Raw genomic sequence first — 22,920 nt, 5'->3', positions numbered from 1 at the left:
CGGTGACCCGGAGCGGGGCTTTTCATTTGCCGAGGGAATCAGACGAGAGGTTTGGTCTCGTGCTCTTTTTCTTCGGCGTGCGCTGCGTGCTCAACGTTGTGCTCGACAGCGTGTGGCGCTTGCTCGGCTGCCGGGGCTGGTTGCTCTGCTTCTGGCTCGGCGACTGGCGCAGGGGCTGCGGCAGGTACTTCGACAGGTACTGGAGCAGCCTCGACGACGGCAGGAGCTTCAACTGCCGGAACAGCCTCGGCGGCGACCACGGTTTCAGCCGGGGCAGCAGTGGCGGCCAGTTCAGCTTCCTTCTGCAGGCGTTCGGCTTCACGTTTGCGACGACGCACTTCGCGTGGGTCATTCGGCGCACGGCCATTGCTGGTCAGGGTGCTGGCCGGAGCAGCTTCGGCAGCCGGGGCAGGGGCCTCGACCACTGCTGGAGCGGCAATCGGGGCTGCTTCCTCCGCTGGAGCAGGCTGCTCGGCAACCACTGGTTGCTCGATCACCGGCTCGGCAATCGGGGCCGGAACCGGAGCTGGCTCGGCAGCTGGCTCCTCGCTCACAGGGGCGGCAGGTTCGGCAACAGGTTGCTCGGCAACCACCGGCTGGGCCTCTGCAGGTTCGGCAGCGACTTCGACCGACTGCTCGGCGACCGGTGCGACTTCGGCTGCCGGAGCAACTTCAATGGCCGGTGCAGCCGGCGTTTCTACCGGGGTAGTGGCTTCGACGACCGGAGCTTCCGGGGCCTGCTCTGCAATCGAGGCGTTGGCGCGTTCTGCCTGCTGATGGGCCTCGGCTTCGGCGTTGGCGCTGATAGCGGTGCTGGCCACGGCGGCGGTCACTGCCAGGCCAGCGGCGAGGTCGGCACCGCTTGGCTCTTCGGCATTCTCTTCCGAGCCTTCGATCACGTTGCCGTTGGCATCGCGCTGACGTTCACGACGGTTGCTGCGACGACGCTGGCCACGGGAGCGGCGACGTGGGCGTTCATCATCGGCGCCGTCCTGACCTTCTTCCAGCAGTTGCTCTTCGCTAGGCAGCGCTTCTTCTTCGCTGGCAGCTGCAGCCTGGACCTGTTCGGTACGTGGCTGACGCTCTTCACGCGGTGGGCGAGGCTGGCGCTCTTCACGCGGCTGACGAGCCGGGCGCTCTTCAGCGACAACAGCGGCGGCGGTAGCGGCGACTGTCGGAGCAGCATCCAGAGGCTCGCGCAGTTCACGTACACGCTCTTCGCGTTCACCGCGAGGCTTGCGCTCTTCGCGCGGGGCGCGTGGTTGACGCTCTTCACGCGGTGCGCGAGGCTGGCGCTCTTCACGGGCGGTGGCTTGACCTTCCTCGCGGGCTTCGCGCGGCTCGCGTGGCTGGCGCTCTTCTCGTGGTGCGCGTTCTTCACGTGGCGCACGCTCTTCGCGCGGTTTGCGCTCTTCATCGCGACGCCCGTTGCGGTTGCGGCTCTGCTGGCGACCGTTGCGACGCTCTTCGTTGCGGGCAGGGCGCTCGCTCGCTGGCTTCTCGACGACAGCCGGAGCCACGGGCTCTTCCTTGGTGGCGAACAGGCTGACCAGGGACTTGACCAGGCCCTTGAACAGGCTCGGCTCGGCAACCGGGGCAGGTGCAGGGGCTGGAGCGGCAACTTCGGCCGGAACCGGAGCGTTGGCGCGGGCCGGGGCCGTCTTCACTGCTGCCTCCTGGCGAACCAGGGTGCGGGTGGCGGCGGCCGGTTGTGGCTCTTCGGTCTCGGCAGCGGCAGCGGCGATTTCGTAGCTGGACTGGTTGGTGTTGGCTTCCGGGTTGTCATCACGCAGGCGCTGGACTTCGAAGTGCGGCGTCTCGAGGTGATCGTTCGGCAGGATGACGATACGGGCGCGAGTACGCAGTTCGATCTTGGTGATCGAGTTGCGCTTTTCGTTGAGCAGGAATGCTGCGACCGGAATCGGCACCTGGGCACGGACTTCGGCAGTGCGGTCCTTCAGGGCTTCTTCTTCGATCAGGCGCAGGATTGCCAGGGACAGCGACTCGACGTCACGGATGATGCCGGTGCCGCTGCAGCGTGGGCAGACGATGCCGCTGCTTTCGCCCAGGGATGGACGCAGGCGCTGGCGAGACATTTCCAGCAGGCCGAAACGCGAAATGCGGCCGATCTGCACGCGGGCGCGGTCGGCTTCCAGGCATTCGCGGACTTTTTCTTCCACGGCGCGCTGGTTCTTGGCCGGGGTCATGTCGATGAAGTCGATCACGATCAGGCCGCCGATGTCGCGCAGGCGCAACTGACGGGCGATTTCTTCGGCGGCTTCAAGGTTGGTCTGCAGGGCGGTTTCTTCGATGTCGCTGCCTTTGGTGGCGCGCGCCGAGTTGATGTCGATGGACACCAGGGCTTCGGTCGGATCGATAACGATGGAGCCGCCGGAAGGCAGTTCGACCACGCGCTGGAAGGCGGTCTCGATCTGGCTTTCGATCTGGAAGCGGTTGAACAGCGGCACGCTGTCTTCGTACAGCTTGATCTTGCTGGCGTACTGCGGCATCACCTGGCGGATGAAGGTGAGCGCTTCGTCCTGTGCCTCGACACTGTCGATCAGTACTTCACCGATATCCTGGCGCAGGTAATCACGGATCGCGCGGATGATGACGTTGCTTTCCTGGTAGATCAGGAATGGCGCGGAACGATCCAGCGATGCTTCCTTGATGGCGCTCCAGAGTTGCAGCAGGTAGTCCAGGTCCCACTGCATCTCTTCACTGCTGCGGCCCAGGCCGGCAGTACGCACGATCAGGCCCATGTCGGCAGGGGCTACCAGGCCGTTCAGCGCTTCACGCAGTTCGTTGCGCTCTTCGCCTTCGATGCGGCGCGAGATGCCACCGGCACGTGGGTTGTTCGGCATCAGTACCAGGTAACGGCCGGCCAGGCTGATGAAGGTGGTCAGGGCGGCGCCCTTGTTGCCACGCTCTTCTTTCTCGACCTGGACGATGACTTCCTGGCCTTCGCTCAGGACGTCCTTGATGTTGACGCGGCCTTCGGGGGCTTTCTTGAAGTATTCGCGGGAAATTTCTTTGAGAGGCAGGAAGCCGTGGCGCTCGGAGCCGAAGTCGACAAAAGCGGCCTCGAGGCTAGGTTCGATGCGGGTGATGCGGCCTTTATAGATGTTGGCCTTTTTCTGCTCGCGTGCACCGGACTCGATGTCCAGGTCGTAGAGGCGCTGGCCATCTACCAGGGCAACACGCAACTCTTCGGGTTGAGTTGCGTTAATCAGCATTCTTTTCATGTAGTACCGTCGGTTTCCGGGCTGCCGGAAACGGCGTTCGGCACACACGACTTCTCACGGTCGGTGTCAGGTGCGTCAGGAGTGGTTGACCACTCGAGTGTCTAACGATGTTCGTTCCTGTCGGTAACCGGGAACGAAGTCGCGACTCACGCGTCCTGCTTGCTGTGGTGACTAAGGCACCGCTTAAGCAAAAGTCTGTCAGGAGGAGGAATCAACCGGCGACTGTGGACGAGATGAAGCGTCTTGATAAAGCCTAATGCTACACAGTCCGACGGTTGTGCATCTCCACCCTACACGTATCCCTGATAATTCGGGTGCTGCCGCGCGCAGAATCCGCAGCGGGTTGGCATTTACCGTGAACTCCGAAAGGGGAGGTCACGCATTATGGCTAAGGCGTTGTTTCCACAACTTTCGCCTGGGGGTCGTCGATCGCTGACTGCACTTTGTGAACTGGCCGTTAATCGCTGCGTAAAAGGCGAGTGATTACTCTGCTTCTTACGGGTTTCAGGCCTCATGTCACCTGCGCTTGTTACAACGCCCAACTTGTCCGTTATGTAGCGAGAGCTGCGTAGGACGGCCTTGCGTCCTCGTGAATTGCGTTGGTCAGGGCCGGCTGTTGGCCGCTGTTCCTCTGTCCAGCCGCTTTTGGCGGCGTTCGCGACTATAGCAGTAATCATTAAGTGCTTCAAATCCATAAAAATTGTTATTATCCGCGGCATGACGACTACTGCCCCCTCGACTCCAGGCGTTCAACTGCTTGAGGTCACGCCGGAATATGCCGGCCAACGTATTGATAACTTCCTTCTCGCTCGGCTCAAAGGCGTGCCCAAGACCTTGATTTATCGCATTTTGCGTAAAGGCGAAGTGCGGGTGAACAAGGGGCGGATCAAGCCCGAATACAAGTTGCAGGCCGGTGATGTGGTGCGTGTGCCGCCGGTGCGTGTGCCCGAACGTGATGAGCCGGTGCCTTTGGCTCAGGGGCTGCTGCAACGCCTGGAGGCGTCGATCGTCTTCGAAGACAAGGCCCTGATCGTGATCAACAAGCCTGCCGGTATTGCCGTGCATGGTGGCAGCGGCCTGAACTTCGGAGTGATTGAAGCCTTTCGTCAGTTACGTCCCGATGCCAAGGAGTTGGAGCTCGTGCATCGTCTCGATCGCGATACGTCCGGACTGCTGATGATTGCCAAGAAGCGCAGCATGTTGCGCCACTTGCATGCCGCGCTGCGGGGTGATGGTGTGGACAAGCGCTACATGGCGCTGGTGCGTGGTCACTGGGCGACTGCAGTGAAGCAGGTGCGTGCGCCGCTGCTCAAGAGCAACTTGCGTTCTGGCGAGCGCATGGTGGAGGTCAATGACGAAGGCAAGGAGGCCTTGACGATGTTCAAGGTTCTGCGTCGTTTTGGCGATTTCGCCACCATGGTCGAGGCCAAGCCGGTGACCGGGCGTACTCACCAGATCCGTGTGCACACCTTGCATGCAGGGCATTGCATCGCAGGTGACAGCAAGTACGGTGACGATGATTTTACTCGTGAAATCCGCGACCTGGGTGGCAAGCGCCTGTTTCTGCATGCCTATATGCTGACCGTGCCGTTGCCCGATGGTGGCGAACTGAAGTTGCAGGCTCCGGTGGATGAGATGTGGGCCAAGACCGTGGAGCGTTTGAGTGCACCCTGATTACAAGCTGCTGATCTTTGATTGGGATGGCACTCTGGCAGATTCCATTGGTCGGATTGTCGAGTCGATGCATGTGGCGGCCGATCGTTCCAGCTTTTCCCGGTGCGACGACTTCGCCGTCAAGGGCATCATCGGTCTTGGTTTGCCGGAGGCGATTCGCACTCTGTATCCGGAAATCGATGATGGACAGATGGTGGCTTTCCGTCAGCATTACGCCGATCACTATATCGCCCTTGAGGCTGAGCCTTCGCCGCTGTTTGCCGGGGTGGTGCAGTCGCTGGAGGCTTTCCGGGCCGAAGGCTATCGGTTGGCGGTTGCCACCGGCAAGGCGCGGCGGGGCTTGGATCGGGTGCTGAGGGCTCATGGCTGGGAAGGGTATTTCGATGTCACCCGGGCCGCTGACGAAACTGCCAGCAAGCCGCACCCTTTGATGCTCGAGGAAATTCTTGCTCATTGTGGTATCGGGGCCAGGCAGGCGTTGATGGTTGGGGATTCTTCCTTCGACCTGCTGATGGCGCGCAATGCCGGCATGGATTCGGTCGCCGTCAGTTACGGGGCTCAGTCCATCGAGGCGCTGCAAGCATTCGAACCGCGCTTGTCCATCGATCATTTTCCTCAACTGCATGCCTGGCTCAGTCGGGCTGCTGGTTAATTTGTTGCTGAGGTAATAGGCATGACCGACGAATGGAAGGCTCCGAGCGCATCGGGTGCCGGAGACTCTGACGATAGAAGCTGGAAGCTGTTGGAGAAAACCCTGCTGGCCGGCGTTCAGGAGCAGCGTCGCTCGCGGCGCTGGGGGATTTTCTTCAAGTTGTTGACCTTTGTTTACCTGTTCGTGGCGCTGCTTTTGTTCACGCCGCTGATGAGCATGGAGAAGAGTGCTACTCGCGGCGGCAGCTACACGGCGGTGATCGATGTGGCTGGGGTGATCGCCGACAAGGAGTCCGCCAGTGCGGACAATATCGTCGGGAGCCTGCGCACGGCTTTTGATGATCCGAAGGTCAAGGGTATTGTCCTGCGAATCAATAGTCCGGGTGGCAGTCCGGTGCAGTCCGGGTATGTCTATGACGAAATTCGCCGGTTGCGGGCTTTGCACAAGGACACCAAGGTCTATGCGGTGATTTCCGACCTGGGGGCTTCCGGTGCCTATTACATCGCCAGCGCCGCTGATCAGATCTATGCCGACAAGGCCAGTCTGGTGGGTTCCATCGGGGTGACGGCGGCCGGTTACGGTTTTGTCGGCGCCATGGAGAAGCTGGGGGTCGAGCGCCGTACCTACACCTCCGGTGAGCACAAGTCGTTCCTTGATCCGTTCCAGCCGCAGAAGCCTGAGGAAACCCAGTTCTGGCAGGGAGTGCTGGACACCACCCATCGCCAGTTCATCGCCAGCGTCAAGCAGGGCCGAGGTGAGCGCCTCAAGGACAAGGATCATCCCGAGCTGTTCTCGGGATTGGTGTGGTCCGGTGAGCAAGCGTTGCAGCTGGGGTTGATCGATGGACTGGGTAATACCAGTTCGGTTGCGCGAGACGTGATTGGCGAGAAGGAAGTGGTGGATTTCACGATCCAGGAGTCGCCATTCGACCGCTTCTCGAAAAAGCTGGGTGCGAGTGTGGCCGAGCAGATTGCCATGTGGATGGGCTTCCACGGGCCGACCTTGCGTTGAGCGTGTGATGCGCAATGAAGAGCCGGCCCTGGGGTCGGCTTTTTAATGGGCTCAGGGTATGTCCACGCCTTCAGCTTGAAGCATGTCCACCAGGCGGATCAGCGGCAGGCCTATCAGGGCTGTGGCGTCAGGGCCCTCGGTGCTCTGGAATAGGCTGACGCCAAGGCCCTCGGCCTTGAAGCTGCCGGCGCAATCGAAGGGGCGCTCGGCCTGCAGGTAGCGTTCGATGCGTTGGCTGTCCAGGTGACGCATGTTGACGGTGAAGGGGATGCAGTCGACCTGGCAGTGGCCGGTCCGGCTGTTGAGCAGTGCCAGTCCGGTAAGGAAGGTCACGCTCGCGCCGCTGGCGTCCAGCAGTTGTTGGCGGGCCTTGTCAAAGGTATGGGGCTTGCCGATGATCCGGTCACCCAGCACGGCTACCTGGTCCGAGCCGATGATCAGGTGCCCTGGGTAGCTGGGAGCGAGCGCACGAGCCTTTTCCTCGGCCAGGCGTCTTACCAGCGTTGAGGCGCTTTCGCCTGGGCGACGGCTTTCGTCGATGTCGGGGGCGCTGCAAGTGAATGGCAGTTGCAGGCGGGACAGCAATTCCCGGCGGTAGGTCGAGCTTGAGGCGAGTAATAAGGGCAGCATGTACATCTCCTGGGCGGGCCAGGAATTCTAGCGAGGCTCGCAAGTGACGGACAGGGCTGAATTTCCTTTGACATGGCCGGGGGCATCCCTATAATGCTGCGCCTATGTTGAATGACCCGATTCCACCTCACGTTGACCCGCGCAAATTGGCTGACCGTGGCACCACCCTCCAGGGTGAACTGCTGCTGGCCGATTTGGAGAGACTCTGCGACCCGCTTTCCGATAATGTCGGTACGGTGCAGGCTAAATTCGTTTTCGAGCGTGACGAGCGTAAAGCTGTAGTTATCCACAGCTCCATCGACGTCGAAGTCAAAATGGTTTGCCAGCGTTGTCTTGAGCTGGTCACCCTGCCGATCCACAGCGAGTGCAGTTACGCGGTGGTGAAGGAGGGTGCGAATACCCAGTCGTTGCCGAAAGGTTATGACGTGCTGGAACTGGGCGAGGATCCTTTGGATCTGCAGGCGTTGGTCGAGGAGGAGCTTTTGCTTGCCTTGCCCATCGTGCCTGCTCATCATCCGGAAGAATGCCAGCAGCCGGCGGGGCTCGATGAGCCCGAGCCGAGCGAGGACGAGGTAACGCGGTCCAACCCGTTCAGTGTATTGGCGCAGTTAAAGCGTGACCCAAACGTTTAGGAGTTAATCAATTATGGCTGTTCAGCAGAACAAAAAATCCCGCTCTGCCCGTGACATGCGCCGTTCGCACGACGCTCTCGAGGCTAGCACCCTGTCCGTAGAAAAAACCACCGGTGAAGTTCACCTGCGTCACCACGTATCGCCAGAAGGCGTATACCGTGGTCGTAAAGTGATCGACAAGGGCGCTGACGAGTAATCCTTGTCCGCTCAAGTCATCGCGATTGACGCAATGGGCGGGGACTTCGGTCCCCGCAGCATTGTTCAGGCCAGTATTGCTTGCCTGTCTGCTACCCCCTCGCTGCACCTGACTCTCGTGGGTCAACCCTCCCTCCTTGAAGAATTGATTTCCAGCCATTCGGCCGTGGATCGCGCGCGCCTGACGATTATCCCGGCGAGCGAGGTGATCACCATGGACGAAAAGCCTTCCCAGGCCCTGCGTGGCAAGCCTGACTCTTCGATGCGGGTAGCGCTTGAGTTGTTGCGTGAGGAAAAGGTCCAGGCTTGTGTCAGTGCCGGTAATACCGGGGCGCTGATGGCGCTTTCGCGGTATGTGCTAAAGACCCTGCCCGGTATCGATCGTCCGGCGATGGTGGCTGCCATTCCTACTCAGCGTGGTTATTGCCAGTTGCTGGACCTGGGAGCCAATGTCGACTGCAGTGCCGAACACTTGCTGCAGTTTGCCGTCATGGGTTCGGTTGCAGCGCAGACCCTGGGCATCGTGCGTCCAAGGGTGGCCTTGCTGAACATCGGCACCGAAGACATCAAGGGCAACCAGCAGGTCAAGCTGGCGGCGAGCCTCCTGCAGCAGGCCCGCGGCCTGAACTACATCGGTTTTGTCGAAGGCGACGGGCTGTATCGTGGCGAGGCGGATGTGGTGGTGTGCGACGGTTTTGTCGGCAATATCCTGCTCAAGTCCAGCGAGGGGTTGGCGACCATGATTGCGGCCCGTATCGAGGCGCTGTTCCGGCGCAACCTGGTGTCTCGAGCTGTGGGGGTGTTGGCCCTGCCTTTGATGCGACGCCTGCAGGCTGACCTGGCGCCGGCGCGACACAATGGCGCGAGTTTCCTTGGCTTGCAGGGGATCGTGGTGAAAAGTCATGGTTCGGCGGGGGTCCAGGGCTTCCAGAGCGCGATTCAGCGTGCTCTGATCGAGATCCAGGAAGACCTGCCGCGCCGTTTGCATGGGCGCCTCGAGGACATGCTCCTTTAGGAGTTTGTCCGGGGGAGTGCTTAAATGTGACCGCTTGGTTCGATTGGCCATCCAACTGTCAGTTTCTTGCGTCCACTACGGTGTGACGTCAATTATCCGACGACAAGATCATTAGGGGCTCGTTACATGTCTGCATCCCTCGCATTCGTCTTTCCAGGACAGGGTTCGCAGTCCCTCGGCATGTTGGCCGAGCTGGGCGCGCAATACCCGTTGATCCTCGATACTTTCAAGGAAGCCTCCGATGCTCTGGGCTACGACCTCTGGGCCCTGACCCAGGAAGGTCCGGCAGAGCTGCTCAATCAGACCGACAAGACCCAGCCCACGATCCTCACTGCTTCCATTGCGCTGTGGCGCTTGTGGCTGGCCGAGGGCGGCGCGCGTCCGGCCTTTGTCGCCGGTCACAGCCTGGGTGAGTACAGTGCGCTGGTCGCCGCTGGCAGCCTGACCCTCGCCGAGGCAGTCAAGTTGGTGGAGCGTCGTGGCCAGTTGATGCAGGAAGCCGTGCCGGCAGGGCAGGGCGGCATGGCGGCGATTCTCGGCCTGGACGATGCCGACGTGGTAGCCGCCTGCGAGGAGGCTGCACAAGGTGAAGTGGTCAGTGCGGTGAACTACAACTCCCCTGGCCAGGTGGTGATAGCTGGTGCCAAGGCGGCTGTGGATCGCGCCATCGAAGGTTGCAAGGCCCGTGGCGCCAAGCGCGCCATGCCGTTGCCGGTCAGCGTGCCATCCCATTGCGAACTGATGCGCCCAGCAGCCGAGCGTTTTGCCGAGTCGATCGCGGCCATCAACTGGCAGGCTCCACAGATTCCGCTGGTGCAGAATGTCAGCGCTGCGGTGGCAGTCGATCTGGATGGCCTGAAGCGTGACCTGCTGGAACAGCTGTACAAGCCTGTCCGCTGGGTCGAGTCCGTGCAGGCCCTGGCCGCCAGCGGCGCTACCGAGCTGGTCGAGTGTGGTCCGGGCAAGGTCCTGGCAGGCCTCAACAAGCGCTGTGCCGAAGGCGTTTCGACCTCTAACCTGAATACCCCAGATGCTTTCGCTGCCGCCCGTGCAGCGTTGGCCTGAATTAGGAGAAGCTTGCATGAGTCTGCAAGGTAAAGTTGCACTGGTGACCGGCGCCAGCCGTGGGATCGGCCAGGCCATCGCGCTTGAGCTGGGGCGCATGGGCGCCATCGTGGTGGGTACCGCCACTTCCGCCTCGGGTGCCGAGCGCATCGCCGCCACTCTCAAGGAAAACGGTGTTCAGGGCACTGGCCTTGAGCTCAATGTCACCAGCGACGAATCCGTGGCTGCAGTCCTGGCCAGCATCACCGAGCAGTTCGGCGCGCCGGCGATCCTGGTGAACAATGCAGGCATCACCCGCGACAACCTGATGATGCGCATGAAAGATGACGAGTGGTACGACGTGGTCGATACCAACCTCAACAGCCTGTATCGCCTGTCCAAAGGTGTTCTGCGCGGCATGACCAAGGCCCGTTGGGGGCGAATTATCAATATTGGCTCGGTTGTGGGTGCCATGGGCAACGCAGGCCAAGTAAACTACGCCGCCGCCAAGGCCGGCCTGGAAGGTTTCAGCCGTGCCCTGGCGCGGGAAGTAGGTTCGCGGTCGATCACTGTGAACTCGGTCGCTCCTGGTTTCATCGACACCGATATGACCCGCGAGCTACCGCAAGCACAGCGTGAAGCCCTGCAGACGCAGATTCCGCTGGGTCGTCTGGGTCAGGCACAAGAGATTGCGCAAGTGGTCGCTTTCCTGGCATCCGACGGTGCAGCATACGTTACTGGGGCTACAATCCCGGTTAACGGCGGGATGTATATGTGAGGCAAATGTGACGGATTGCTTCAAAAAAGTGTCATACGAGCTGTCTAAAATCCGTTATAAAGCTGCAATCTATTTATAGGCAGATGGCCAAAGGGTTTGAGGGACAAAGCTTTCGGTTGAAAAGCTGAAAAGCCTTTCTATACACTTACCCACTGGCCAGCTGCCTGAATTTGTCCATTAGGAGTGAAAACAAGGTATGAGCACCATCGAAGAGCGCGTCAAGAAAATCGTTGCTGAGCAACTGGGCGTTAAAGAAGAAGAAGTTGTTAACACCGCTTCCTTCGTTGAAGACCTGGGTGCCGACTCCCTTGACACCGTTGAGCTGGTGATGGCTCTGGAAGAGGAATTCGAGACCGAAATCCCTGACGAAGAAGCTGAGAAGATCACTACCGTTCAAGCAGCTATCGACTACGTTAACAGCCACCAGGCTTAATCGTTTGTAGTCGTATATTGCTGTCATGGAAAAACCGCACTGCCGTCACGGCGTGCGGTTTTTTCTTTAGGCCTGATGCAAAGTGTCGTCATTAGAAAAAGGAGAGTGCTGTGTCGCGTAGACGCGTCGTAGTCACCGGTATGGGTATGTTGTCGCCGCTGGGTACGGATGTACCGAGTAGCTGGCAGGGCATTCTGGCTGGCCAAAGTGGCATCGGTCTGATCGAACACACTGACCTTTCTGCCTATTCCACCCGTTTTGGCGGCTCGGTAAAGGGCTTCAATGTCGAGGAATACCTGTCGGCCAAAGAGGCCCGCAAACTCGATCTGTTCATTCAATACGGCCTGGCGGCCGGATTTCAGGCGGTACGCAATGCCGGCCTGGAAGTCACCGACGCCAACCGTGATCGTATCGGCGTGGCCATGGGGTCAGGTATTGGCGGTTTGACCAATATCGAGGAAACCAGCCGCATCCTGCACGATTCTGGTCCACGGCGGATCTCTCCGTTCTTCGTGCCCGGTTCGATCATCAACATGATTTCCGGCTTCCTGTCCATTCACCTGGGGCTTCAGGGGCCGAACTACGCCATTTCCACGGCGTGCACCACCGGCACCCATTGCATCGGCATGGCCGCGCGCAATATTGCCTACGGCGAAGCCGACGTGATGATCGCCGGCGGTGCCGAAATGGCAGCCTGCGGCCTGGGCATGGGTGGTTTCGGTGCATCCCGTGCACTGTCGACCCGCAACGACGAGCCAGCTCGTGCCAGTCGCCCGTGGGACAAGGGGCGTGACGGATTCGTGCTGTCCGATGGTGCCGGCGCCCTGGTTCTCGAGGAACTGGAGCATGCCAAGGCGCGTGGAGCGACCATCTATGCCGAACTGATCGGCTTCGGCATGAGCGGTGATGCCTACCACATGACCTCGCCTCCTGCCGACGGCGCCGGTGCTGCTCGCTGCATCGCCAATGCCTTGCGTGATGCACAGATCAATGTCGACCAGGTGCAGTATGTCAACGCCCATGGCACGTCGACGCCCGCCGGCGACCTGGCGGAAGCCGAAGCGATCAAGAGCGTGTTCGGTGATCATGCCTACAAGCTCGCAGTCAGTTCCACCAAGTCCATGACCGGTCACCTTCTGGGGGCTGCCGGGGCGATCGAGGCGATCTTCAGCGTGCTGGCGATCAACAGCCAGGTTGCGCCGCCGACCATCAACCTGGATGAGCCGGATGAAGGTTGCGACCTGGATTTCGTGCCGCACACTGCGCGCAGCATGGATATCGATGTAGTGCTGTCCAACTCCTTCGGTTTTGGCGGTACCAATGGCTCCCTGGTGTTCCGTCGGTTTTCCGAGTGATGCACAGCTGGGTCGACGGTCAGCCGGCTGACGCTCTGTCGCTCAAGGACCGTGGCCTGGCCTACGGCGATGGTCTGTTCGAGACCATCGTCGTCAGATCCGGCAAGCCGCTGTTGCTGGATCGACATCTGCAGCGCCTGGCCGAAGGTTGCCGGCGCCTGGCGCTGACTGTGGACCCGGACCTGGTCCGCGGCGAAATGCAGGCCTACGCCGAGGCCATGGGGGAGGGGGTGCTCAAGCTGATCCTGACCCGGGGCGACAGCTTGCGAGGCTACACCGCCGACCCCGTTGCCAGGGCGCGACGGATCCTCCTGGGCAGCACCTTGCCGGCCTATCCTGCGGCTCATGCTGAACAGGGGGTTCGCCTGTTCCCCTGTGCCACGCGCTTGTCCGAGCAGCCGTTGCTGGCCGGTCTCAAGCATCTCAATCGCCTTGAGCAAGTTCTGGCTCGTGCCGAGTGGCGCGACAGCGAGCACGCCGAAGGCCTGATGCTCGATGGCGCGGGACGCGTGATCGAGGGCGTGTTCAGCAACCTGTTCCTGGTTTCCCGGGGCGGCTTGTTCACCGCAGACTTGAGCCGATGTGGCGTGGCCGGCGTCATGCGCGCCGAGATTCTGGCCCAGGCTGCGGCCCAGGGTATTTCCGTGCAGGTCGTCGACATCAGCTTCGAGCAGTTGCAACAGGCTGACGAAGTCTTTGTCTGCAACAGTGTCTATGGCGTCTGGCCGGTACTGGGCTGCGCCGGGATGAGCTGGTCGGCAGGACCGCTCACCCGTAAACTGCAGGGCATTACCCGCGCACTACTGGATGCTTGATTCGTGAGACGTAAATTACTGCTCCTGCTGGAAACCGGACTGGTCCTGGCAGGGCTGCTGTTGGGTGCGAGTGCCTGGAAGCTGCACTCGGCCCTGGAACAACCGTTGAACCTGAGCCAGGAACAGCTGCTCGATGTTCCCGCAGGCTCCACCCCCACCGGAACCTTCAATCGCCTGCAAGCCGATGGTGTGATCCGGGATGCCTTCTGGTTGCGTGTGTACTGGCGTTTCAACCTGCCGGGCCAGCCGCTGCACAGCGGTGAATATCGCATGACCCCGGGCATGACGGCGCAGGGCCTGATTGGCGTCTGGCAGCGTGGCGAGGTGGTGCAATACAGCCTGACCCTGGTGGAGGGCTGGAACTTCCGTCAGGTCCGCAATGCCCTGGCCAGGAACGACAAGCTGCAGCAGACCCTGGCTGGCCTCAGTGACAGCCAGGTGATGGAGAAGCTCGGGCACGCAGGCGTGTTTCCCGAGGGGCGGTTCTTTCCCGACACCTATCGTTTCGTCCGGGGCATGACCGATGCCGAGCTCCTGGGCAAGGCCTACGATCGCCTGGACGAGGTACTGGCCAAGGAGTGGGGCAAGCGCGCCGAGGACGCTCCCTACAGCGATCCCTACCAGGCGCTGATCATGGCTTCCCTGGTGGAGAAGGAAACCGGCGTGCCCCAGGAGCGTGGGCAGATTGCCGGGGTGTTCGTGCGCCGGCTGCAGATCGGCATGCTGCTGCAGACCGATCCCACGGTGATCTACGGCCTGGGCGAGCGCTACGCCGGTAAGCTGACCCGGGCTCACCTGAAGGAGGCCACGCCCTACAATACCTATGTGAACGCCGGCTTGCCGCCGACACCGATTGCCATGGTTGGGCGCGAGGCGATTCACGCCGCTCTCAACCCGGTGTCGGGCAAGAGTCTCTATTTTGTCGCCCGGGGAGATGGCAGTCATGTGTTCTCCGATGACTTGGATGCCCACAACAGTGCGGTGCGCGAGTTCCAGCTCAAGCGGCGCGCCGACTATCGCTCCAGCCCGGCACCTGCTGCCGGCCCGGCAACACCCGAGACGTCGAGCCCGGCTGCCACACCGGAGGCGGCGCCAGCCGACCCTGTAGAGCTGCCATCGAGGCCGGCAGAGGCTCCGGCTCCTGCCGAGCCCGAGCCTGCGCCGAAAAGCCCGCAATGAATTTGACCAAGGACTGCCTGTGACTGGTTTGTTTATTACTCTGGAAGGCCCTGAAGGCGCCGGCAAAAGCACGAATCGCGACTATCTGGCCGAGCGCCTGCGTGCAGCCGGGATCGAGGTCGTGCTCACCCGCGAGCCGGGCGGCACACCGCTGGCCGAGCGCATTCGCGAGGTCTTGCTGACGCCGGTCGAGGAGGTCATGAATCCTGACACCGAGCTGTTGCTGGTGTTCGCCGCCCGGGCCCAGCATCTGGCGACCGTGATTCGTCCGGCCCTGGACCGAGGCGCGGTGGTGCTCTGCGATCGCTTCACCGATTCGACCTATGCCTACCAGGGGGCGGGACGTGGCCTGAGCCTGGCGCGGATCGAGGCGCTGGAAGATTTTGTCCAGGGGCAACTGCGCCCGGACCTGACCCTGGTCTTCGACCTGCCAGTGGAGGTCGGCCTGGCACGGGCCAGCGCCCGGGGTCGGCTGGACCGTTTCGAGCAGGAAGGCCAAGTGTTTTTCCAGAAGGTCCGCGAGGCTTTCCTCAAGCGAGCCGAGGCGGCACCCGAGCGTTACTTCCTGGTCGATGCGGCCCAGCCCCTGCTCCAGGTCCAACAGTCCTTGGATGCGCTGTTGCCGCAATTGCTGGAGCGCGCCCGTGGCTGAGGTCTTTCCCTGGCAGGATCAGCTCTGGCAGCAGATGGCAGGTCGTACCCAGCATGCCCATGCCTACCTCCTGCATGGTCCTGCGGGTATCGGCAAGCGGGCCCTCGCCGAGCGGCTGATGGCGCGCCTGCTGTGCCAGCGGCCGCAAGGCCTGGAAGCCTGCGGGCAATGCAAGTCCTGCCTGTTGCTGCACGCCGGTAGCCATCCTGACAACTACATCCTGGAGCCCGAGGAAGCGGACAAGGCGATCAAGGTCGACCAGGTCCGTGAGCTGGTGAGCTTCGTGGTCCAGACCGCACAGCTGGGCGGACGCAAGGTGGTGCTGATCGAGCCGGTGGAGGCGATGAACATCAATGCCTCCAACGCGCTCCTGAAAAGCCTTGAGGAGCCTTCCGGGGATACTGTGCTGCTGCTGGTCAGTCACCAGCCCAGCCGGTTGCTGCCGACCATCAAGAGCCGCTGCGTGCAGCAGGCCTGCCCCCTGCCCAGCGAGGCCATGAGCCTGCAGTGGTTGGCCGCGGCCTTACCCGATTGCAGCGATGAGGAGCGCATGGAGTTGCTGACCCTGGCCGCCGGTTCGCCGCTGGCTGCGGTCAGCCTCCAGGCCCAGGGTGTTCGCGAGCAGCGGGCACAAGTGGTGGACGGCGTGAAGAAGTTGCTCAAGCAGCAGCAATCGCCGACCCAGTTGGCCGAGTCCTGGAGCGCCGTGCCGCTGCTGTTACTGTTCGACTGGTTCTGCGACTGGTCCAGCCTGACCCTGCGCTACCAGCTGACTCAGGACGAGCAGGGGCTGGGGTTGCCGGACATGCGCAAGGTGGTGCAATACCTGGCGCAGAAGTCTGCCCAGGCCAAGGTTCTGGCCATCCAGGACTGGATCCTGGCCCAGCGGCAGAAAGTCTTGAGCAAGGCCAATCTCAATCGCGTGCTGTTGCTTGAGGCTTTGCTGGTGCAGTGGGCAGCCTTGCCTGTCCAGAACTGACGCTCGACGCCTAGAATCGAATCTTTCCAGGGCCTGATCTACCTGTCAGGCCCGTTCATTTACCGGATGCAGTTGCCACCGCCTATGCTCGTAGATTCCCATTGCCACCTTGATCGCCTCGACCTGGCCGCTCACGACGGCTCCCTGGATGCCGCGCTGGCAGCGGCCCGCCAGCGCGGAGTCGGACACTTCCTGTGCATCGGCGTCAGTGCCGATAACGCGGCGGATGTGAAGGCCCTGGCTGAGCGTTATGACGATGTCGACTGTTCGGTGGGCGTGCATCCGCTGGATGTACAGCCCGGGGCAGCACCGGCGCTGGACTGGCTGCTGGATGAGCTGAACCATCCGCGGGTGGTGGCCATCGGCGAGACCGGCCTGGACTATCACTACGAACCCGAGGCGGCCGAGCTGCAGCAGGCCTCCTTCCGCCTGCACCTGGAGGCCGCTCGGCAGACTGGCAAGCCGGTGGTGGTGCACACCCGCGGCGCCCGGGCCGATACCCTGGCCCTGCTGCGCGAAGCGGCGCTGCCCAACGCTGGGGTACTGCACTGTTTTACCGAGGACTGGGAGATGGCCAGGGCGGCGTTGGACCTGGGGTTCTATATCTCGCTGTCGGGAATCGTCACTTTCCGCAATGCCGACGCCTTGCGCGATGTGGCCCGACAGGTACCCGCCGACCGCCTGCTGGTGGAGACCGATTCGCCTTACCTGGCGCCGATCCCTTATCGCGGCAAGCCCAACCTGCCACAGTACGTGCGTGAAGTGGCGGAGTTCCTGGCCATGCTGCGAGGTGAGTCATACGACGACTTCGCAGCGCAGACCACGGAGAACTTCAAGCGCCTGTTCCCCCTGGCACGGGTCAAGGAGCAGGCTTGAGCCGGGTGTGCGGATAAATTCCAGGCAAAAAAAACCCGGGTTCTGGGGGGTGAATCCGGGTTAAGACCATTAGGAGTAAAACTTAGGCACGCGGTCCCTCGGTACCTATATCGGCGTTTCACTTGGGGGAGATGTCCCGCCGACAGTTCAAGTATTGATCAGGATCGGGTTCAGTCCAGTTGGCCTTGCGCGTTTCTTAAACAAATTTGGAATACGCGCGCTTCGCTTGGGTTCTCAGTTGCGCTCCAGGAATGGGTTTTACCCGTATATTCGGCGGATTTCTGCATTTTTCCCTTTCTTTCAAGGACGTTGTCCTGCTGAGCCTGCTCTCGGCAGTATCGACGGTCACCGGGTGGTCGCCGCCATTGCTCTCAAATTCAGGTTGATGCAGCCGGGCTCGTGGTCCCTATCTGGGGGCTGGTTCGAGCGGGCTATCCGGGTATCCACGCTCCATGAAAGCGCGACTGAGCGCGTGTTTTTCGTCAAGGGCCAGGCTTGTAGCGCTGTTGGGTTTGCGTTGTGAGGATCTAGAGACCTTGCAGTCTGATCCGGAGCAGGGGAGCACCTGGTGTTTTTTTCTGAAACCGCTGCCGGCCCTGTATTCTCGGCCTGTATCGGGTTTTTCAGGCCTGTCCGAGGGCTTTTGGCGGGTCGGTTTTTGTGTCGAAAGCCGCAGCAACGATGGATGATCCGTGCATTTTGGTGCAAGTTAGGCATAATACGCGCCTTCGATTTTGACCCCGAACAGACCTTTTCTTATGCAGAAAGAACCTCGTAAGGTCCGTGAGTTTCGTCGCCGCGAGCAAGAAATTCTCGATACCGCGCTCAAGCTGTTCCTCGAACAAGGTGAAGACAGCGTCACCGTCGAGATGATTGCGGATGCCGTGGGTATCGGCAAAGGGACCATCTACAAGCATTTCAAGTCCAAGGCGGAGATCTACCTGCGCCTGATGCTCGACTACGAGCGTGACCTGAACGAGCTGCTGCACTCTGCCGATGTCGACAAGGACAAGGAGGCCCTGTCCCGGGCCTACTTCGAATTCCGCATGCGCGATCCGCAGCGCTACCGGCTGTTCGACCGCCTGGAAGAGAAGGTGGTCAAGGGCAACCAGGTGCCGGAGATGGTCGAGGAACTGCACAAGATCCGAGCTTCCAACTTCGAACGCCTGACGCTGCTGATCAAGGGCCGTATCAGCGAAGGCAAGCTGGAAGACGTGCCGCCGTACTTCCACTACTGTGCTTCCTGGGCGCTGGTGCATGGCGCGGTGGCGCTGTATCACTCGCCGTTCTGGAGCAATGTGCTGGAGGATCAGGAAGGGTTCTTCCAGTTCCTGATGGACATCGGCGTACGCATGGGCAACAAGCGCAAACGCGACCCCGATACCTCCGGAAACTGACCCAGCGCCGCGGGATTGCTCCATCAGGGGCCTGTATGGCGCAGTGCCCGCGGAATATACTCAGGCATGGGACTTGTAAAAACCTGATTTTTGAGTCAGGTTCTGCGCGCCTCTCCCTTCCTATGTCGGAGTCACCCATGATCGTTGATCGTCAAGGCAGGCGCTTTCGCAACTTGCGGATCAGTCTGACGTCAGCCTGCAATTACGCCTGTACCTATTGCGTGCCCAATGGCAAGCGACTGGTGGCTGCCCAGGACGAGTTGTCGGCTGAGGCGATGGCCCGCGGCGTGGCCTACCTGATCGAGGCCGCCGGTATCGAGCGCCTGCGCATCACGGGTGGCGAACCGCTGGTCAGTCCAAAGCTTGCTGCGTTCATGGGGGCTGTGGGTCGCATGGGCCTGGCGGACATCAGCCTGACCACCAACGGCCAGTTACTGGCCCGCAAGCTGCCGCTGTTGTTGGACGCCGGGATCCGGCGGATCAACGTTTCCCTCGATACCCTGGATGCCGCGGCCTTTCGCGGCATTGCCCGTGGCGGCGACCTGGCCACGGTGCTCGATGGCATGCGCCAGGCGCGAGCGGCGGGGCTGAGGATCAAGGTCAACATGGTGCCGCTGCGTGGGCAGAACCTGGACCAGGTCATGCCGTTGCTCGATTATTGCCTGGAGCAGGGTTACGAGTTGCGCTTCATCGAGTTGATGCGCATGGGGCATCTGGCCAGCGACAGCAATGCCTTCCTGCAGCAGTTTGTCAGCCTGCAGCAGCTGCTGGACCTGATCGGCCAGCGCTACGAATACCTCCAGGCCGATGCACCGGTGGATGCCACCGCCGTGCGCTATGAAATTCCCGGCCTCGGTCACTTTGGGGTGATCGCCAACGAAAGCGTGCCGTTCTGCCGGACTTGCTCGCGCCTGCGCCTGTCGTCCACCGGCTGGTTGCATGGCTGCCTGTCCTCGAGCAATCGCCACTATGTTGGCGACCTGCTGGATAAACCGCGTCACCAGGCCCTGCCGGCCCTGCAGCGGTTGTTGGTCAAGGCCCTGGGCGACAAGCAGGATGTGGCCTTCTCCGGGGGCGCCACGGTCATGAAGATCATCGGTGGCTGATCCTCTCTCTAGACGGATGCCCTCAAGGGGCGGAGCTGGCGCGGAAGCTGCATCTCGTGGCCATTCGCCGGTTTTCTGTCACCGGATTTTGGAGGGTAGGATGCGTAGCCTGGTTTTGCTGCTGGCCTTTTTGGCACTCGGCGGCTGCATGAATGTCAGTGATATGGGCGAAGGGGTGCGCTACCACCTGAGCGATGCGGGAGTGCTCGATCACAGCGATACCCGTCGCACCAGCTCGTTCCGCATTCAGCCCGATTCGTACATTTTTATTGCCCAGGGGCATTTCGTTCCGCCGGGTGATGCCTACCCCAGGCCCAACGTGGTAGCCGAGGAAGCCTTCAACGGTTTCGTCGAGTATTTCCCCATGGTCCGCCGGGCGCGTGCTCCACAAGGCCTCAACGAAGCCATGACCGAAGCTCGCAGCCAGGGTGCGCACTATCTGCTTTATGCACGGTTCGCTCGAGCCGACGACCGTATCGGCAACTCCGATGAGTGGTTCGACCAGGAGGCGGTGGACCGCCTGGGCGTCGACACCAGCACCATCCAGATCATGCTGATCGAAACCAGTACGCAATACCTGATCGACTCGGCACGGATTCGCAGTCGTGGCGGTTTACTGACGTTTCACGACAACAAGCCCCAAGACTTGCTCGGCCCGCCCCTGCGGCAGTACGCGCGTGGCCTGTTGGGCCTGAGTGACTGAATCATTGACAAGGAGGGTGGCATGAGTGGTCCAGGCAAGGCCAATGACCTGTTGGCGCAAATTCCCAAGGCTGAAAAAGGCCTGCCGCCGGTTCATTCGTGGAACCCCGATTTCTGCGGCGATATCGACATGCGGATCGCCCGCGACGGCACCTGGTACTACCTGGGCACACCCATCGGCCGCAAACCGATGGTCAAGCTGTTCTCCACCATCATCCGCCGCGATGGCGACGACTATTTCCTCGTCACGCCGGTGGAGAAGGTGGGAATCAAGGTCGATGATGCGCCTTTTGTCGCCGTGACCCTGGAGGTGCAAGGCCAGGGCGAAGAGCAGGTGCTGCGTTTTACCACCAATGTCGATGAACTGGTGTGTGCCGACAGTGAGCGCCCCCTGCGGGTGGTCATCGACCCGCGGACCCAGGAACCGGCGCCGTATATCGGGGTTCGACACAATCTCGAAGCGCTGATCCACCGCAATGTCTTCTACCAACTGGTGGACTTGGCGCAGCCCCATGACATTGATGGTCAGCGCTGGCTCGGGGTATGGAGCGCTGGGGTGTTTTTCCCCATTGGCCTGGAGCCTTAGACTTTTTGACGAGCTGTCCGGGTTTTCCAGCTGTTCTGGCCGGCCCGGCCCTTGTGTAGCAAGCGTTGGTGCGCCACTCGGTTAGTGCCTCAAACTGTTGTAAGAATATATTTCTTGCTCTCCCTTCGACGTTTCATGTATCAAGCCGGACATGATCAAACATGTCCGATTCGATAAGAAAAAAAGAGTGGTCGACGAACTGATCCGGCGCATTGAGAGCGGTCTGATGGAAGACGGCTCTCAACTCCCGGGCGAGCATCGCCTGGCCGAGGAATTCGGTGTCAGCCGTGGCACCTTGCGCGAGGCCCTGGCCGAGCTCAAGCGCCGCAACTACATCGCCACGCAAAGCGGGGTCGGCTCCATCGTCACCTTCGACGGTGTCGCCCTGGACCAGAACCATGGCTGGGCCCAGGCGCTGGCCGACAGCGGGGCGCTGATCAATACCGAGGTGCTGCGCCTGGAGCCAATCTGCCGCCCGGACCTCAAGCATCGCCTGGGCACCGAGCAGTTCATCGCCCTGGACCGCCGCCGACGCAGCACCGATGGCCGGGTCCTGTCCCTCGAACGTTCGCTCATTCCTGCATCCGGTGGGCTGGAAGGCCTGCCCCGGGTCGGCCTGATCGATGATTCCCTGACCATTACCCTGGCTGCCTATGGCTACATCGGCGAGCGTGGCGACCAGTGGATCGGTGCCGAGCCGTTGAGCGCCGAGGATGCCCAGCTGCTGGGGCGCGCCACCGGCGAAGTGTTCCTCAAGGCCCTGCGCACGACCTATGACCGCCAGGGGCGTTTCATGGAACAGGTCGAGAGCCTGCTGGATCCGCAGCATTTTCGCATGCACCTACAATTCGGGGAGTCTCAGTGAGTCCGCTGCAGCGGGCACTGGGAGCGTTCTACGGACTGGCCCTGGGCGATGCCCTGGGCATGCCCACCCAATCCCTGAGCCGCGAACAGGTCCAGCAGCGCTTCGGGACGATCCGCACCCTGGAAGATGCTGGCCCGGACCAGCCGATCGCCGCCAACATGCCCAAAGGATCGATCACCGATGACACCGAGCAGGCGGTCCTGGTAGGGCGCCTGCTGGTACGCGGCCAGGGCCGGATCGCTGCGCAGGAGTTGGCCCAGGGCTTGATCGAATGGGAAGCGGCGATGCAGGCCAAGGGTTCCCAGGACCTGCTTGGCCCCTCCACCAAGCACGCCATCGAGATGATCCTTGCCGGCCACTCGGTGGAGGAGGCGGGGCGTTACGGCACGACCAATGGCGCCGCCATGCGCATCACCCCGGTCGGCATCGCCAGCGACGTGGCGGTGCCCGAGGCATTCGTCCAGGCCGTGGTCCAGGCCTGCCAGGTTACCCACAACACCAGCCTGGGCATTGCCAGTGCCGCAGCGGTGGCGGCAGTGGTTTCTGCCGGGATCAACGGCACGGCCCTGGGCGAGGCGCTGGCGCTCGGCAGGGAGATCGCCTGCCAGGCCGAGGCGCACGGGCACTGGGTCGCCGGAGCGAACATCGCCGCCCGCCTGCAATGGGCCGCGACCCTGGGCGTGGCTGGCGACAAGGCAGGGTTCGCCCGGACCCTGTATGAACTGGTTGGCACCTCGGTGGCTTCCCAGGAGTCGGTAGTGGCCAGTTTCGCCCTGGCCGGCCAGGTAGCGCTGGGCCGCCTGGAAGCCTTCGAAGCCCTGTGCATGGCCGCCAGCCTGGGTGGAGATACCGACACCATCGCCGCGATCCTGGGCGCCATGCTCGGGGCCTGCCTGGGCCTGGAGAGCTGGCCTGCCGAACTCATCGCTCGGGTGCGGCAGGTCAACAAGCTGGACCTGCAGCCTCTGGTAGAACAACTGCTGGCCCTGCGCTGAGTCGCACCGGTCGCTGCAATACCGTCGGCAAGCTGCCGATCGCTAGGGAAAGCCCGACGGCTGCTCATCGGTGGCCGTGTCGGATACGGCCGGGAATGCCGGGA

23 protein-coding genes are annotated in these 22,920 nt (G+C 61.7%); 21 read left to right on the top strand and 2 right to left on the bottom strand.

Going from position 1 to position 22,920, the window contains the following annotated elements:
- Positions 1 to 38: 38 nt before the first annotated feature.
- On the bottom strand, positions 39 to 3,245 hold the full coding sequence (gene rne / locus LGQ10_RS10050; RefSeq protein WP_226525465.1) for a ribonuclease E: 3,207 nt from the start codon (positions 3,243 to 3,245) through the stop codon (positions 39 to 41).
- A gap of 717 nt (positions 3,246 to 3,962) precedes the next feature.
- On the opposite strand from rne, the gene rluC reads away from it, so the two are divergent.
- The 3 genes from rluC to sppA are packed head-to-tail and all read left to right on the top strand — an operon-like array spanning position 3,963 to position 6,582.
- On the top strand, positions 3,963 to 4,919 hold the full coding sequence (rluC, locus tag LGQ10_RS10045) for a 23S rRNA pseudouridine(955/2504/2580) synthase RluC (protein ID WP_226526125.1): 957 nt from the start codon (positions 3,963 to 3,965) through the stop codon (positions 4,917 to 4,919).
- Entirely contained in the window at positions 4,909 to 5,571 is a 663-nt protein-coding gene (locus LGQ10_RS10040) for an HAD-IA family hydrolase (protein WP_226525464.1), read from the top strand. Before rluC ends, LGQ10_RS10040 begins: the two co-directional genes overlap by 11 nt.
- A gap of 21 nt (positions 5,572 to 5,592) precedes the next feature.
- On the top strand, positions 5,593 to 6,582 hold the full coding sequence (gene sppA / locus LGQ10_RS10035; protein ID WP_226525463.1) for a signal peptide peptidase SppA: 990 nt from the start codon (positions 5,593 to 5,595) through the stop codon (positions 6,580 to 6,582).
- Positions 6,583 to 6,633: 51 nt separating this feature from the next.
- On the opposite strand, the gene LGQ10_RS10030 is transcribed toward sppA, so the two are convergent.
- Positions 6,634 to 7,212 (bottom strand): Maf family protein, encoded by a 579-nt coding sequence (locus LGQ10_RS10030; RefSeq protein WP_226525462.1) that lies wholly within the window; start codon positions 7,210 to 7,212, stop codon positions 6,634 to 6,636.
- 104 nt (positions 7,213 to 7,316) lie between these two features.
- Between LGQ10_RS10030 and LGQ10_RS10025 the strand changes: the two genes are divergently transcribed.
- The 18 genes from LGQ10_RS10025 (at position 7,317) to LGQ10_RS09940 (ending at position 22,816) form a co-directional block, all read left to right on the top strand.
- Positions 7,317 to 7,844 carry a YceD family protein gene (locus LGQ10_RS10025; RefSeq protein ID WP_011060115.1) on the top strand — a complete coding sequence of 176 codons (528 nt, stop codon included), beginning with the start codon at positions 7,317 to 7,319 and terminating at the stop codon, positions 7,842 to 7,844.
- A 13-nt stretch (positions 7,845 to 7,857) separates the two neighbouring features.
- Complete coding sequence (rpmF, locus tag LGQ10_RS10020) at positions 7,858 to 8,040, top strand: 50S ribosomal protein L32 (RefSeq protein WP_003179396.1); 183 nt, start codon at positions 7,858 to 7,860, stop codon at positions 8,038 to 8,040.
- Positions 8,041 to 8,043: 3 nt separating this feature from the next.
- Positions 8,044 to 9,054: a phosphate acyltransferase PlsX gene (gene plsX / locus LGQ10_RS10015; RefSeq protein WP_226525461.1), complete on the top strand. Its 1,011-nt coding sequence runs from the start codon at positions 8,044 to 8,046 to the stop codon at positions 9,052 to 9,054.
- Positions 9,055 to 9,180: 126 nt separating this feature from the next.
- On the top strand, positions 9,181 to 10,119 hold the full coding sequence (fabD, locus tag LGQ10_RS10010) for an ACP S-malonyltransferase (RefSeq protein WP_226525460.1): 939 nt from the start codon (positions 9,181 to 9,183) through the stop codon (positions 10,117 to 10,119).
- A 16-nt stretch (positions 10,120 to 10,135) separates the two neighbouring features.
- On the top strand, positions 10,136 to 10,876 hold the full coding sequence (gene fabG / locus LGQ10_RS10005; protein WP_226525459.1) for a 3-oxoacyl-ACP reductase FabG: 741 nt from the start codon (positions 10,136 to 10,138) through the stop codon (positions 10,874 to 10,876).
- Between the two features lie 196 nt (positions 10,877 to 11,072).
- On the top strand, positions 11,073 to 11,309 hold the full coding sequence (acpP, locus tag LGQ10_RS10000; protein WP_004884578.1) for an acyl carrier protein: 237 nt from the start codon (positions 11,073 to 11,075) through the stop codon (positions 11,307 to 11,309).
- A 110-nt stretch (positions 11,310 to 11,419) separates the two neighbouring features.
- Positions 11,420 to 12,664 carry a beta-ketoacyl-ACP synthase II gene (fabF, locus tag LGQ10_RS09995; RefSeq protein WP_226525458.1) on the top strand — a complete coding sequence of 415 codons (1,245 nt, stop codon included), beginning with the start codon at positions 11,420 to 11,422 and terminating at the stop codon, positions 12,662 to 12,664.
- Entirely contained in the window at positions 12,664 to 13,479 is an 816-nt protein-coding gene (pabC, locus tag LGQ10_RS09990; protein ID WP_226525457.1) for an aminodeoxychorismate lyase, read from the top strand. Before fabF ends, pabC begins: the two co-directional genes overlap by 1 nt.
- A 3-nt stretch (positions 13,480 to 13,482) precedes the next feature.
- Complete coding sequence (mltG, locus tag LGQ10_RS09985) at positions 13,483 to 14,658, top strand: endolytic transglycosylase MltG (RefSeq protein WP_058435244.1); 1,176 nt, start codon at positions 13,483 to 13,485, stop codon at positions 14,656 to 14,658.
- Between the two features lie 19 nt (positions 14,659 to 14,677).
- Positions 14,678 to 15,310, top strand: coding sequence for a dTMP kinase (tmk, locus tag LGQ10_RS09980; protein WP_226525456.1), 633 nt, complete (start codon positions 14,678 to 14,680; stop codon positions 15,308 to 15,310).
- Positions 15,303 to 16,289, top strand: coding sequence for a DNA polymerase III subunit delta' (locus tag LGQ10_RS09975; RefSeq protein ID WP_058435246.1), 987 nt, complete (start codon positions 15,303 to 15,305; stop codon positions 16,287 to 16,289). The genes tmk and LGQ10_RS09975 overlap by 8 nt, the downstream gene beginning before the upstream one ends.
- A gap of 84 nt (positions 16,290 to 16,373) precedes the next feature.
- A complete protein-coding gene (locus LGQ10_RS09970; protein ID WP_058435247.1) occupies positions 16,374 to 17,165 on the top strand; it encodes a TatD family hydrolase in 792 nt (263 codons plus the stop codon).
- A 758-nt stretch (positions 17,166 to 17,923) separates the two neighbouring features.
- Positions 17,924 to 18,562 (top strand): TetR/AcrR family transcriptional regulator, encoded by a 639-nt coding sequence (locus tag LGQ10_RS09965; RefSeq protein WP_185699515.1) that lies wholly within the window; start codon positions 17,924 to 17,926, stop codon positions 18,560 to 18,562.
- A 137-nt stretch (positions 18,563 to 18,699) separates the two neighbouring features.
- Positions 18,700 to 19,668, top strand: a complete 969-nt coding sequence (locus tag LGQ10_RS09960) for a GTP 3',8-cyclase MoaA (protein WP_226525455.1) — start codon at positions 18,700 to 18,702, stop codon at positions 19,666 to 19,668.
- A gap of 100 nt (positions 19,669 to 19,768) precedes the next feature.
- Entirely contained in the window at positions 19,769 to 20,371 is a 603-nt protein-coding gene (locus LGQ10_RS09955) for a DUF4823 domain-containing protein (RefSeq protein WP_226525454.1), read from the top strand.
- Between the two features lie 21 nt (positions 20,372 to 20,392).
- A complete protein-coding gene (locus LGQ10_RS09950) occupies positions 20,393 to 20,956 on the top strand; it encodes a DUF1285 domain-containing protein (protein ID WP_226525453.1) in 564 nt (187 codons plus the stop codon).
- Between the two features lie 151 nt (positions 20,957 to 21,107).
- Entirely contained in the window at positions 21,108 to 21,821 is a 714-nt protein-coding gene (locus LGQ10_RS09945) for a GntR family transcriptional regulator (RefSeq protein WP_226525452.1), read from the top strand.
- A complete protein-coding gene (locus tag LGQ10_RS09940; RefSeq protein WP_226525451.1) occupies positions 21,818 to 22,816 on the top strand; it encodes an ADP-ribosylglycohydrolase family protein in 999 nt (332 codons plus the stop codon). The genes LGQ10_RS09945 and LGQ10_RS09940 overlap by 4 nt, the downstream gene beginning before the upstream one ends.
- The last annotated feature ends 104 nt before the right edge of the window (positions 22,817 to 22,920 follow it).

This window comes from Pseudomonas sp. L5B5, assembly GCF_020520285.1.
Lineage (GTDB): Bacteria > Pseudomonadota > Gammaproteobacteria > Pseudomonadales > Pseudomonadaceae > Aquipseudomonas.
This window is presented reverse-complemented; position numbering and strand designations above follow the sequence as displayed.

Bases quoted from the DNA above. Each gene is read 5' to 3' on its own strand.
- rne (WP_226525465.1), bottom strand. From the start codon at position 3,245: ATGAAAAGAATGCTGATTAACGCAACTCAACCCGAAGAGTTGCGTGTT.
- rluC (WP_226526125.1), top strand. From the start codon at position 3,963: ATGACGACTACTGCCCCCTCGACTCCAGGCGTTCAACTGCTTGAGGTC.
- sppA (WP_226525463.1), top strand. From the start codon at position 5,593: ATGACCGACGAATGGAAGGCTCCGAGCGCATCGGGTGCCGGAGACTCT.
- LGQ10_RS10030 (WP_226525462.1), bottom strand. From the start codon at position 7,212: ATGCTGCCCTTATTACTCGCCTCAAGCTCGACCTACCGCCGGGAATTG.
- LGQ10_RS10025 (WP_011060115.1), top strand. From the start codon at position 7,317: ATGTTGAATGACCCGATTCCACCTCACGTTGACCCGCGCAAATTGGCT.
- rpmF (WP_003179396.1), top strand. From the start codon at position 7,858: ATGGCTGTTCAGCAGAACAAAAAATCCCGCTCTGCCCGTGACATGCGC.
- fabD (WP_226525460.1), top strand. From the start codon at position 9,181: ATGTCTGCATCCCTCGCATTCGTCTTTCCAGGACAGGGTTCGCAGTCC.
- fabG (WP_226525459.1), top strand. From the start codon at position 10,136: ATGAGTCTGCAAGGTAAAGTTGCACTGGTGACCGGCGCCAGCCGTGGG.
- acpP (WP_004884578.1), top strand. From the start codon at position 11,073: ATGAGCACCATCGAAGAGCGCGTCAAGAAAATCGTTGCTGAGCAACTG.
- pabC (WP_226525457.1), top strand. From the start codon at position 12,664: ATGCACAGCTGGGTCGACGGTCAGCCGGCTGACGCTCTGTCGCTCAAG.
- LGQ10_RS09970 (WP_058435247.1), top strand. From the start codon at position 16,374: ATGCTCGTAGATTCCCATTGCCACCTTGATCGCCTCGACCTGGCCGCT.
- LGQ10_RS09965 (WP_185699515.1), top strand. From the start codon at position 17,924: ATGCAGAAAGAACCTCGTAAGGTCCGTGAGTTTCGTCGCCGCGAGCAA.
- LGQ10_RS09960 (WP_226525455.1), top strand. From the start codon at position 18,700: ATGATCGTTGATCGTCAAGGCAGGCGCTTTCGCAACTTGCGGATCAGT.
- LGQ10_RS09955 (WP_226525454.1), top strand. From the start codon at position 19,769: ATGCGTAGCCTGGTTTTGCTGCTGGCCTTTTTGGCACTCGGCGGCTGC.
- LGQ10_RS09950 (WP_226525453.1), top strand. From the start codon at position 20,393: ATGAGTGGTCCAGGCAAGGCCAATGACCTGTTGGCGCAAATTCCCAAG.
- LGQ10_RS09945 (WP_226525452.1), top strand. From the start codon at position 21,108: ATGATCAAACATGTCCGATTCGATAAGAAAAAAAGAGTGGTCGACGAA.